We start from the raw sequence: 12833 nt of genomic DNA, 5'->3' as shown, positions 1-12833 counted from the left end.
GAATTGAAAAAATTTATAGAATATTGCGCATAAATACAAAAGTTGGTATGATTATACAGAAAACCCTATTAGTTCAAACAGCAGCTGTATCAGGCTTTACCACTAATATACAGCAGGAGAGGATAAGTGTATGAAAAAAGTATTTATGTATTTAGCAATTCTGCATTTCTTTATTGGAATAGGCGCTATATTCGGTGGAACCATGGGTATGATTTATCCGGATAATCCAATGGGGATAACAAATGACCTGCTGAAAGGTTCGCCCTTTACCAATTATTTTTACCCAAGCCTCATATTATTTGCAGTAATAGGCCTTGGAAATTTACTGGCAGGTTTTACAGTAAGATTTCATTCAAAATATCAGGGTTATATAAGCGGTGTATTCGGAGGAGCATTGGTAATCTGGATTGGTGTACAGGTGCTTATCATGAGAAGCGTACATCCCCTGCATATCATCTACTTTATCCTAGGGCTGGCTGTGGTGACAGGTGCAGCTGTAGCGTTGTATAAGGTAAAACTCTTTCCCATGAACATCTTAAGAACTGTCTTTAACAGCAGAAAATAAGAATTCTAATGGTAAAAGGCAAAGATTAAGAGTACTTGATGAGCATATGAAGTTTGAAGGGTCTATGATGGAACCGTAATATAAGAGCTATTGATACTGGAAAAACATACCATAGCTGCTATACAGCCAAAATTCATATTTAAACTCTTGACAAGTTCTCAAATTTAAAGTATAATCATATAGCGCGATTTTATATTGCGTCAATGTTTATGTTTATTTTAAGCAAGAATGCAAGGCGGCCCAAAGTATTCATACAAAAATCAGGAGGTGAAAATTAATGCCTACATTTAATCAATTAGTTAGAAAAGGTAGAAAGACGGTTGAGAAGAAATCTGCTTCTCCTGCTCTTCAAAAAGGATTTAACTCCTTAAACAAGAAGTCTACTGATGTGTCCTCACCCCAGAAGAGAGGTGTTTGCACCGCGGTTAGAACAGCTACTCCTAAGAAGCCTAACTCCGCTCTTAGAAAAATTGCCAGAGTTCGTCTTTCTAACGGAATCGAAGTAACAAGCTATATCCCCGGTGAAGGCCACAACCTTCAGGAGCATAGTGTTGTTCTGATCAGAGGTGGAAGGGTTAAGGATTTACCTGGTACCCGTTACCATATCGTCAGAGGTACACTTGATACAGCAGGTGTTGCTAAGAGAAGACAGGCTCGTTCCAAATATGGAGCAAAGAGACCTAAGCCAGCAAAATAATTAAGTTTTCCGCTAATCATTAAGTGCCGGATTAATTTTTATTTCAGATTAGGATAAAATAAGGGAGCCGCGTTTTATCACCCCAGAGGAAGAATGTTTCATCAGTGGTATAGATTTGAAAGATAAGTTAAACTGAGCGCGAACACAGTTAAAGAGTATAGGGTTAACCTATACTGCCCCGTATGTAGCAGGGAATGTGAGTACCGATGATTTAAGTGAACTTATTTATGTGAGACAGTGATAACTGTTTTACTGGTCCGTGAAAGAATAATTTATTACACGGGCAATAAGGATTATTAAGGAGGGAAGAAACGTGCCACGTAAAGGACATATACAGAAAAGAGATGTATTAGCAGATCCTATTTACAACAGCAAGATTGTAACTAAGCTTATCAATAACATTATGTTAGATGGTAAGAGAGGAACTGCACAGAAGATTGTGTACGGAGCTTTCGAAAGAATAGCAGAGAAAGCTGGAAAAGAAGCTATCGAAGTATTTGAAGAAGCTATGAATAACATCATGCCGGTTCTTGAAGTAAAAGCAAGACGTATCGGCGGTGCTACCTATCAGGTACCAATCGAAGTTAGACCCGACAGAAGACAGGCATTAGCACTTCGTTGGTTAACTCTCTACTCCCGTAAAAGAGGAGAGAAGACCATGGAAGAGAAGTTAGCGAACGAGATTTTAGACGCTGCTGGCAATACCGGTTCTGCTGTTAAGAAGAAAGAAGATATGCATAAAATGGCAGACGCGAATAAGGCATTTGCACATTATCGCTGGTAATCTTCTGATATGGGTTATGGCTTATGCCAGAACCCATATAGCATTAAATGCAGCAAACTGTTATGGTTTGCTGTAAATAAATATTGTTCTGTGATTATAAATCACATGTGACTTTAAGATAAGGAGGAATTTCCTTGGCTGGAAGAGAATACCCGTTAGACAGAACCAGAAACATCGGTATCATGGCTCATATTGATGCCGGAAAGACCACTCTTACTGAGCGTATCTTATACTATACCGGTGTTAATTATAAAATTGGTGATACTCACGAAGGAACTGCTACCATGGACTGGATGGAACAGGAGCAGGAAAGAGGTATCACAATTACTTCAGCCGCTACCACCTGTCACTGGACTCAGGAATTTGAGCACCAGAAATTAGCTGGCGCATTACCTCATCGTATCAATATCATTGATACGCCGGGACACGTTGACTTTACTGTAGAAGTAGAGCGTTCCTTACGTGTTCTTGATAGTGCTGTTGGTGTTTTTTGTGCTAAAGGCGGTGTTGAACCTCAGTCTGAAACAGTATGGCGTCAGGCTGATAAATACCAGGTACCCAGAATGGCTTTCGTTAATAAGATGGACATTTCCGGTGCTGATTTCTACAATGTAATAAACATGATTAAAACAAGACTTGGCAAGAACCCTGTTGCTATCCAGATACCTATCGGTAAAGAGGATGAATTCAAAGGTATTATTGACCTGTTTGAAATGAAAGCTTATTTCTACAATGATGATAAGGGAGATGACATCAGCATCTCTGAAATACCTGCTGATTTATTAGAGCAGGCAGAATTATACAGAGCAGCTATGATTGAGTCTATTTGTGAGACTGATGACGATCTGCTTGAGAAATTCTTAGAAGGTGAAGAGCCTTCAACAGTTGAATTAAAAGCTGCTTTAAGAAATGCTACTATCGCAACTACCATTATTCCTGTAACATGCGGTTCCGCATACAGAAATAAGGGTGTTCAGAAGTTACTGGATGCTGTTATCGAGTACTTACCCGCTCCTACTGATGTCGCTGATATCAAAGGTGTGGATGAAGATGGTAACGAAGTTCACAGAAAATCTTCTGATGAAGAACCTTTTGCAGCTCTCGCATTCAAGATTATGGCCGATCCTTTCGTAGGTAAGCTTGCATTCTTCCGTGTATACTCCGGTACTTTAAATTCCGGTTCTTATGTACTTAACTCTACTAAGAACAGGAAAGAGCGTGTTGGACGTATCCTTCAGATGCATGCTAACAAGAGAGAAGATCTGGAGAAAGTATATTCAGGAGATATCGCTGCAGCAGTTGGTTTAAAGGGCACCACAACCGGTGACACTATCTGTGATGAGAAATTCCCTGTTATCCTTGAATCCATGGAATTCCCTGAACCTGTTATCGAGGTTTCTATCGAGCCTAAGACAAAAGCAGGACAGGATAAGATGGGTGAATCTTTAGCGAAGTTAGCAGAAGAGGATCCTACCTTCAGAACTTACACCAATGAAGAAACCGGTCAGACAATCATCGCCGGTATGGGTGAGCTCCATCTTGAAATTATCGTAGACAGACTTCTTCGTGAATTTAAGGTAGAGGCAAATGTAGGTGCACCTCAGGTTGCTTACAAAGAAACCTTTACAAAATCTGTTGAAGTTGACTCTAAATATGCGAAGCAGTCCGGTGGACGTGGACAGTACGGTCACTGTAAGGTTCGTTTCGAGCCTATGGATGCTAATGCAGAAAAGACATTCGAATTCGTATCTACCGTTGTTGGTGGTGCTATTCCTAAAGAATACATCCCTGCAGTTGGTGCTGGTATAGAAGAAGCTTCCAAAGCTGGTATCCTTGGCGGATATCCTGTTCTTGGTATCAAGGCTACCGTTTATGACGGTTCCTACCATGAAGTAGACTCCAACGAAATGGCATTTAAGATTGCCGGATCTATGGCGTTTAAAGATGCGATGAACAAAGCAGGCGCTGTTTTATTAGAGCCTATCATGAGAGTTGAAGTAACAGTTCCCGATGAATATATGGGTGATGTTATCGGTGATATCAGTTCCCGTCGTGGACGTATCGAAGGATCTGAAGATATCAACGGTACAAAGCTTATCAGAGGATTTGTTCCCCTCTCAGAAATGTTTGGTTATTCCACTTCCCTTCGTTCCAGAACTCAGGGCCGTGGTGCTTACTCCATGTTCTTCTCCAACTATGATCCCGTTCCTAAGAACGTTCAGGAAAAGGTTCTTGCAGCAAAAGGAAAGAACTAATCCACAAATATACGTGGAATCATTAATTATGCTTGAAAATATTTCTAAACTGAAATATAATAAAGCTATGAGCTCAAAATCAAATGCCTGCAGATAATGACTTTGAGTCATTTCTTCAGGCGATAAAAAAGTATATGCACAAAGATGCATTTATTTAAAGGAGGACGTTACAAAAATGGCTAAAGCTAAATTTGAAAGAAACAAACCCCATTGTAATATCGGTACCATCGGACACGTTGACCATGGTAAAACTACTTTAACAGCAGCTATCACTAAAACTCTTCATGAGAGATTAGGTACTGGTCAGGCTGTAGCTTTCGATCAGATCGATAAAGCTCCCGAAGAAAGAGAAAGAGGTATCACTATCTCTACATCTCACGTTGAGTATGAGTCAAAAGCTAGACATTACGCTCACGTTGACTGCCCTGGACATGCCGATTATGTAAAGAACATGATCACTGGTGCTGCTCAGATGGACGGTGCTATCCTTGTTGTTGCTGCTACTGATGGTGTTATGGCTCAGACAAAAGAGCACATCCTGTTATCCCGTCAGGTAGGTGTTCCTTACATCGTAGTATTCATGAACAAGTGTGATATGGTTGATGATCCTGAATTACTTGAATTAGTAGAGATGGAAATCAGAGATCTGTTAACAGAGTATGAATTCCCTGGCGATGATACACCTATCATCCAGGGTTCTGCTTTAAAAGCTCTTGAAGATCCTACTAGCTCTTGGGGAGATAAGATTGTTGAATTATTTGATGCTGTTGATAGCTGGATTCCCGATCCTCAGAGAGAGACAGATAAGCCTTTCTTAATGCCAGTAGAGGACGTTTTCTCTATCACAGGACGTGGTACAGTTGCTACAGGCCGTGTTGAGCGTGGTGTTCTTCACGTATCTGAAGAAGTTGAAATCGTTGGTATCAAAGAAGAGACACGTAAAGTTGTTGTTACTGGTATTGAAATGTTCAGAAAGCTTCTTGATGAGGCTCAGGCTGGAGATAATATCGGAGCACTTCTTCGTGGTGTTCAGAGAACTGATATCGAAAGAGGACAGGTTCTTTGCAAACCCGGCTCAATCAAATGCCACAAGAAATTCACAGCTCAGGTTTACGTTTTAACTAAAGATGAAGGTGGACGTCATACTCCTTTCTTCAACAACTACAGACCTCAGTTCTACTTCAGAACAACTGACGTAACTGGTGTTTGCAACCTTCCTGACGGTGTTGAAATGTGTATGCCTGGCGACAATATCGAAATGAGCATCGAGTTAATCCATCCTATCGCTATGGAGCAAGGTTTAGGCTTCGCTATCCGTGAAGGTGGACGTACTGTAGGTTCTGGTAAAGTTGCTACTATCGTTCAGTAATTAAAATAAATAATACCCCAAGTCTTTATTTATAAGGACTTGGGGTTTTTTTAATATTATCACTAGCATAAAAATAGGAACCAATGCTTATGCTGACACGTATCCGGAAGACTTTTACTAAAAGAATTTCTGTGAAATAACGCTATAATCCGAATCCCTTTCGGAATTCACTGGGTGTAATATCATGAACGGTTTTAAATGCTGCTGTAAATTTTGCCGGGTTTTCATAACCGCAGAGTGTTGCAATATTTTTAATACTCAGCTCGTCATAGGCTAGCAGCTGCATTGCCCGCTTCATAACAGCCTCTCGAATATATGCATAGAGAGGTTTGCCATAGAGACCTTTAAAGGCTATTCTCAATTTACTTTCGCCCATTTCAGCTAGCTGACAAAGCATCTCTGTATTTGGTGTATTAAGTGGATCATTATCAATAAGCTCACGTATCCGATGGAGTTTCTGCTCATTTTCCCAGGTGACATAAAGGCGACGCGGTTTTTTAAGATGCTCCTGGGAGAGCTCATGTGCAAACAGACATAGAAGCTCACCCGTTTTCCATAAATAAGCAGGCGGTGGAAGCCTGTTTCCACGTACTCCCCAGCGAAGCTGCTCCATTACGAGCATTACAATAGGCGTATCCACATGCTGTGGCAGCCACTGCCTGGCATCTGAAACCCGGATGGGGTAGGTTATGCTGTTTGCCCGAAGAAAGGACTCGATCCAGGAATCAAAGATTAGGAGACTGGTAAAGCAGACCGGCTCACCCGCTGCAATGTTGAGTCGCAGGGGTTTGCCATTACTGATAATCAGCTGGGTAAATGGGGAAAGCTGCCGGGAGGGTACGCCCTGCCGTGTAAAGGTGAGGCTGCCATTATCAATGCAAAAGACCCACAAGCAGGGCTCTTTCGTATGCATGGTATACTCAATCTGCTCTTTGGCAGTAAACCATGCGCTGGCAATATGCAGCCCTTCTACTGGCGTTACCTGGGTAATCCATCCGTTATCCCAAATATCCGGGATATCATAATGTGAATATGTTCCGTTTCGCCTCGTTTTAAACCCAAGGTGCTCTGCCATCGCACCCCAGCCCAGAGCAAATTCATTTGTGTATTGCATTATGCCCTCCTTTAAAAACGTCTCTGATGCAAAGTATACTTTAAATCATTGTATTTTACAATCCTAAAAACAATCCAAAATATGATGCAACAACTCCAAAATAATGATTAATGAGAGCCGGGTTGAACCATGAATAGCTTATAATATCTGGATTTTATAGATTTTATTCATAGAAGGCAGTTAACATATACACTCTATCTTGTTCTTGACAGTCAACCAACGACACCGTAAAATAACAGTTGAGTTAGATAACTCTAACATTTGGCGACGCGAGCCGCAACAAAACAATACACCTGTCAAGGAGAATCAACATGAGGATAATTATGAAAAAGTTAATGCCACTTATTTTGTCTCTAACCATTGTACTAACGCTTTCCGCCTGCGCAAAAAGTCAGACTGAGGTACCCACTGAGTCTCAGGTAACAGAAGAGCCTGATACAACGGCGGAGGCAGAGATGTCTACAGAGTCTTCCGAAGAAAGTGGCACCCGCACAGTTCATACTGTAATGGGCGATATTGAAATTCCAGTCAATCCACAGCGGGTTGTTGTCAACTGGTATATTGGAGAAACTCTGGCAGCTGGTCTCAATGTTGTAGGGTACAACGGCTGGATGCAAAAAACCATGCCTTTCTATGATCAGTTGATGGCGATAACAAAGATCGAAAATTGGGAACAGGAAGAGGTCATGGCGTTGGAACCAGATCTGATCATTACATACAGTAAAGAGGACTATGATACCTTTAGCCAAGTTGCCCCGGTGCTTGTAATTGAGGAAAGTACTCTATCTCCAGAACGTACAAGAATCATCGGTGAAGCCACCGGAACTCTTGAAACAGCAGAAAAAACAATTACTACGTTTGAAACAAAGCTAAAGAATGCCAAAGAAATATTTAAAAAAGAGGCATTTAACGGAAAAACCTTCAGCATTCTGGAGGATTGGGGTTCTTCCGGCGAGTGGGCCGGGCTTTCTTATGAAACCGGGTCAAGAGGCGGGACACTTTTATACACATACCTTGAACAGCAATATCCGGATAAGCTGCGAGAATTGATTGAGACCACCGGCAACGGAAGAGGAACCATCAGCTATGAGGTCGCTCATGAATATTTCGGCGATTACATTATCTGGTGCCGCCAGGAAGGTATTGAATCGGAATATGCACAGTCTGATATCTGGAAGAGCATACCTGCCGTTGCAGAAGGTCATGTATTGGAGATTCCCGGTGAATACCAAGGTTTATTCTATTATGATGATGTTCTGAGTCTCGATGCACAGCTGGATTATTTAGTGGAAGCGCTTAATACATTGGTGGATTAAATGAAAGGGAGCAGTATACAATTGAAATATTGTATGCTGCTCCTTATGCCGTAAACTATGGGGGTTAAAGCTGGTAGCAGTTTCTCTGTCATCCCCTTTTATCTCAGGCTCCACACAATTGGATTTTATATTCATGCCTCGTAGTTGAAAGAGTTACCGGGACAGAAGTGATTTTAGATTGTATACTGCTCATAACGAGACTCTGCAGTAAAATAAATAAGCTTTGTTAACTATCAGGAATTCTTTATTTCCTGATATAATAGTATTAATTGGCTGGAACTATTTACCTTCATTTTGGAATAAATACTTTCTTTGTGACGTTTCACGGTATTCAAGCTTATTTTCAACAAATCAGCTATTTCTATGAGCTTATAACCTTGACATAATAAACTTGTTACTTCGCATTCCCGTTTCGTAAGTTCTCTTTCTTTGAGATATGCAACCCAGGAAGTTCTGCTGTTGCCGGCAGAAAGATTCAAAAAGATTGCATAGCGGGTCACAAAACTGTCTGTTATATGCTCTTTTGCAATAATATTCTCCAGAAACACCTCGACTCCCTCTGCCAAGCGCAGACAGAATCTGTGTGTGGTACCCTCCTGGAAAACAGGAAGGATGTAGTCCTTTAAGAGTAAACCTGCCCCATCCTCATTGGAAGGCAGACCAATCTGATCTAAGATATGAAGAGCCTCCTGGTTGATCTCCTGTATAGAAAAATTACCATCACATAATATCATTCCAATGGGGTGACGAGCAAATATCCTGCTAAAGAAGTTCAGATTATTTTGCATAGAGAGATAATTCAGATGTAATCGTATAGCTTTCTCCATGATAATTCCTATTTCTTCGAGAAGGAGCTGCTCCCGTAGGGTAAATCCGGGGGTACTTTTTCCATGATATACGGCAACAGCGCCTAAAGGTTTACCTCTTTCATCTCTGAGCAGTACCAGAGCCTCATAATAGAATCCATTAAAGTATAAACATTGACTGTACAAAGAGGATGTTTCATATTCAACATAGGAGGTAAAATCTTCTATGGTATAAACAGACTTCTGTTTTGTTTCCTTTAAATTAGCAGGGGCAAAAAAATCATTTTTGTAACAGTCCCGTTCGTAGGATTCAATCGAAATTGGTGTAAAGTTCACATAGATAAGATGTTTATAATAGCCTTTGCCATCTACCAGAGGAAAGGCAGCACCATCAAAAGGAAAGTAATGGAGCAGATCATCCATTGCGGTCTTGCGGAAATTCATATCGTAGGGATTTAGGCCTTCCGAGAAAGAAAGCAGCCGTCTATAATCTTCTTGTGTTAATGTATTAATCTCAGTCATAATAACTCCAAATAGTTGTACAGGTAATATTGTTGCGTTCCTCAAGTTATGATTTAAAAAAACGCTTCTCGTGTACCTCTAAAGTCATTGTACCCTTCGGGCAGTTCTTTAAGGAGCATAGCAGGTTGACTTTTAAGAAGGCACCGCCCAATCCTTAAAGCTTACCTTGCTTTAAAATTGGAATATTACCCCGTGCTGGTATTTTTCGGATACTCTTTAGGGCATTTACCCTAGAAGAATAGGGGGTGCGGGTAATTGTTACTTTATTATATAGGTGCTATTATTAGATTGTCAAGATAATAACAAAGTATCAATAATATACCAGACGAGAATAAAGGTTGTATAAACACAGGAAAAGGAAGGGACATCATGGCTGTATTAAAATTATTAAGAGCACCATTAAAATACTTACAGGGAAAAGGTGCACTGTTGCATTTTTATCAGGAAACAAAGGAGTTAGGAACCTCTTATTTATTTGTCTGCAGTAACAGCGGTTATAAGAACTGTTCTGATAAAATAAAGAAAAGTTTTGAAGGAAGTAATTGTGAGCTTCATTTTGAAATATTCAAAGGTATAAGTTCTGTTGGTGAAATTAACAGGATGAGAGAAATTGTTCAGGCTAAACAGATCCAGGTAGTGGTTGGTATTGGCGGTGGATCGGCGATTGATACTGCCAAAGCCACTGCCCATTATGAAAAACTTCCGGTTGTAATCGTACCCACCGTTGTAGCCACAGATGCACCATGCACGGGGTTATCTGTTATCTATAAGGATGATGGAGCTTTTGACAGTTATCTTTTCTACCCTAGGAATCCGGAAGCTGTAATTGTGGACAGTGAGATTATTGCCAATGCACCGGTCAAATTCCTGATTGCTGGTATGGGAGATGCCTTAGGAACTTATTTTGAGGCCAGAGCATGTGTCAGAACAGATTCCCCCAGTCTTGAAAATGGAGGTATTGCCCTTTCCGCAATGGCTTTGTGTGAATTGTGTTATAAGACTCTTTTAAAAAATGGGTACCAGGCAAAGCTTGCTTGTGAAAATCATTTGGTAACACCTGCCCTGGAAGCAATTATTGAAGCGAATACTTATCTAAGTGGTGTTGGAGCTGATAATGGTGGACTGGCAACAGCACACTCCGTATACAACGGTTTTACTGCCCTTCCTGAATGTGAAGAAACAATGCATGGCTCTGTAGTGGCCTATGGAACTATAACGCAGCTTCTGTTAGAGAGTGCTCCCTTAGAGGAAATCAGGGAAGTAATGGACTTCTGTCATAAGGTTGGATTGCCGGTTACCCTTAAGGAGTTAGGGGTAACAGAAGTGACAAGAGTAAGGATAGCGGCTGAAAAAGCCTGTATACCAGGTGAGACCATACATAATATGGCGGGAGATGTAACTGCCGATCAGCTCTACGATGCACTTCTGGCAGCGGATTTATTAGGACAGGAATATTTCAGATAAGATATTAATTATTAGTAGTATTATTTATTTCATGAATAATAGATTTAGGAGCTGTTGCAGAATAATGTAATGTTGTAAGAAAACCTTTTGGCTTTCCTGTGAGGAACTGATGAAAGACACTGACCATTTCGTGTGCTGGAAGCAAAGAATTTATGTGCGAAAACAGTGCAGATTGGGAAGGTGTTTGAATCCGGTGTATGGGAAAGTCAAGAAATTTTTTTGCAGCAACAGGAATCAAAAATGCAACCGCTCCTTTCTATTGTTTTCTTCTGCTTTTCTCGTAAATAGTTTGATAGTATCCAATTTAATTCTCCCTTCTCTTGCTTTGAATTCTTATTATATCCTGATTATCTTAAAAACAGTTTCATCCTGCCATAACACTGGAAACAGCGCACTTAATTGTCTTGCAGTCGAAGGATTCAAATAGCGTTTTCTTAAGGTGTTTTTGCAGGTGACTGTAGAAATGTGCTTATAAATCAGGTAAAACAGCATATTTCTTTAAGAAAATATTAATATTCCAATATTTCTAAAATTTCCTTTGAAAAAAACTATAAATATGTATATAATAAAAAAGAGTGTGTTTAATTGACAGGTTTATGGAAAAAATCGAAATGTCAAGTGTATATCAGTATTTTGATAGCTTCCTGAAAAGTCGGCAATAATAGAAATAACAAAGAATAATTCAGCAGTTTTAATCGTGCTTATCATAAATTGGATACAAGCATTTTTTGTTTTTAACAAAGTAAATTGACAGTATAAGATAGATGCAGAACCGGCGGCGGTCTGAGGTTTGGCAGCAGCCAAAGAATAACCTTGAGAATCTGAAAGGAGATTAGATATGTTAGGTAGTGACATAGGGATTGATTTAGGAACAGCAAGTGTACTGGTTTATTTAAAGGGAAAAGGGGTTGTGCTGAAAGAGCCCTCTGTAGTTGCCTTTGACAGAGATACAAATAAAATCAGAGCCATAGGTGAAGAAGCAAGATTAATGCTTGGAAGAACGCCTGGTAATATCGTAGCGGTACGTCCCTTAAGACAGGGCGTTATTTCCGATTATACAGTAACTGAGAAAATGCTAAAATATTTTATACAGAAAGCTGTGGGCAAACATCGTTTCCGTAAGCCCATCATCAGTGTATGTGTACCAAGTGGTGTAACAGAGGTTGAGAAGAAGGCAGTTGAGGATGCAACCTATCAGGCAGGTGCCAGAGATGTCAAGATAATAGAAGAACCCATTGCAGCAGCTATCGGTGCTGGAATCGAGATATACAGACCTTGCGGTAATATGATCGTAGATATCGGAGGCGGAACAACAGATATTGCAGTTATATCATTAGGAGGTACAGTTGTAAGTACTTCTATTAAGATTGCCGGTGATGATTTTGATGAAGCAATTGTTCGATATATGCGTAAAAAACATAATCTTTTAATCGGTGAGAGAACTGCAGAAGAGATAAAGATCAAAATCGGTTCAGCCTTTAAGAGACCAGAGGTTGTTACGATGGATGTCAGAGGACGTAATCTGGTAACAGGCCTTCCGAAGACAATAACGGTATCCTCTGATGAAACAGAAGAAGCGTTAAAGGAAACCACCTCCCAGATAGTTGAAGCGGTACACAGCGTGCTGGAGAAGACTCCCCCGGAACTTGCAGCAGATATTGCAGACAGAGGAATTGTACTTACCGGTGGTGGATGCCTTTTATACGGACTGGAAGAGTTAATTGAGAATAAGACAGGTATCAATACCATGACAGCGGAAGATCCCATGACTGCTGTAGCCATTGGTACCGGAAAATATATTGAATATTTAAGTGGCTCCAGGGATTAAGTATTTGAAGTGAATGGCCGATAATATATACATCGGTATGCAGTGCATAGGAACAATGCCGGATTGAGGTATTACACAGATTGCATTAAACTAGAAATTACTGTAATATCCCA

General features: G+C 40.4%; 10 protein-coding genes. 8 read left to right on the top strand and 2 right to left on the bottom strand.

Annotated elements, in window-relative coordinates:
- Window positions 1-130: 130 nt before the first annotated feature.
- The 5 genes from R2R35_RS10535 to tuf all read left to right on the top strand — a co-directional run bounded on the left by R2R35_RS10535 (window position 131) and on the right by tuf (window position 5670).
- Window positions 131-565 (top strand): hypothetical protein, encoded by a 435-nt coding sequence (locus tag R2R35_RS10535; protein WP_317734480.1) that lies wholly within the window; start codon window positions 131-133, stop codon window positions 563-565.
- 277 nt (window positions 566-842) lie between these two features.
- Window positions 843-1262 carry a 30S ribosomal protein S12 gene (gene rpsL / locus R2R35_RS10530; RefSeq protein WP_317734479.1) on the top strand — a complete coding sequence of 140 codons (420 nt, stop codon included), beginning with the start codon at window positions 843-845 and terminating at the stop codon, window positions 1260-1262.
- Window positions 1263-1575: 313 nt separating this feature from the next.
- Window positions 1576-2046, top strand: a complete 471-nt coding sequence (rpsG, locus tag R2R35_RS10525; protein ID WP_317734478.1) for a 30S ribosomal protein S7 — start codon at window positions 1576-1578, stop codon at window positions 2044-2046.
- A 134-nt stretch (window positions 2047-2180) separates the two neighbouring features.
- Window positions 2181-4301, top strand: coding sequence for an elongation factor G (gene fusA / locus R2R35_RS10520; protein ID WP_317734477.1), 2121 nt, complete (start codon window positions 2181-2183; stop codon window positions 4299-4301).
- Between the two features lie 175 nt (window positions 4302-4476).
- Complete coding sequence (gene tuf, locus R2R35_RS10515) at window positions 4477-5670, top strand: elongation factor Tu (RefSeq protein WP_317734476.1); 1194 nt, start codon at window positions 4477-4479, stop codon at window positions 5668-5670.
- A gap of 142 nt (window positions 5671-5812) precedes the next feature.
- On the opposite strand, the gene R2R35_RS10510 is transcribed toward tuf, so the two are convergent.
- Window positions 5813-6784 (bottom strand): helix-turn-helix domain-containing protein, encoded by a 972-nt coding sequence (locus R2R35_RS10510; RefSeq protein WP_317734475.1) that lies wholly within the window; start codon window positions 6782-6784, stop codon window positions 5813-5815.
- A 323-nt stretch (window positions 6785-7107) separates the two neighbouring features.
- On the opposite strand from R2R35_RS10510, the gene R2R35_RS10505 reads away from it, so the two are divergent.
- Complete coding sequence (locus tag R2R35_RS10505) at window positions 7108-8100, top strand: ABC transporter substrate-binding protein (protein ID WP_317734474.1); 993 nt, start codon at window positions 7108-7110, stop codon at window positions 8098-8100.
- Between the two features lie 233 nt (window positions 8101-8333).
- Here the strand turns inward: R2R35_RS10505 and R2R35_RS10500 are convergent, their stop codons facing one another.
- On the bottom strand, window positions 8334-9428 hold the full coding sequence (locus tag R2R35_RS10500) for a helix-turn-helix transcriptional regulator (protein WP_317734473.1): 1095 nt from the start codon (window positions 9426-9428) through the stop codon (window positions 8334-8336).
- A gap of 369 nt (window positions 9429-9797) precedes the next feature.
- On the opposite strand from R2R35_RS10500, the gene R2R35_RS10495 reads away from it, so the two are divergent.
- Together R2R35_RS10495 and R2R35_RS10490 are read left to right on the top strand one after the other, a co-directional pair.
- Window positions 9798-10892: a glycerol dehydrogenase gene (locus R2R35_RS10495; protein WP_317734472.1), complete on the top strand. Its 1095-nt coding sequence runs from the start codon at window positions 9798-9800 to the stop codon at window positions 10890-10892.
- An 838-nt stretch (window positions 10893-11730) separates the two neighbouring features.
- A complete protein-coding gene (locus R2R35_RS10490) occupies window positions 11731-12720 on the top strand; it encodes a rod shape-determining protein (RefSeq protein WP_033164486.1) in 990 nt (329 codons plus the stop codon).
- The last annotated feature ends 113 nt before the right edge of the window (window positions 12721-12833 follow it).

The sequence above is a fragment of the Anaerocolumna sp. AGMB13020 genome (genome assembly GCF_033100115.1).
In the GTDB taxonomy this organism is placed as follows: Bacteria; Bacillota; Clostridia; order Lachnospirales; family Lachnospiraceae; genus Anaerocolumna.
This window is presented reverse-complemented; position numbering and strand designations above follow the sequence as displayed.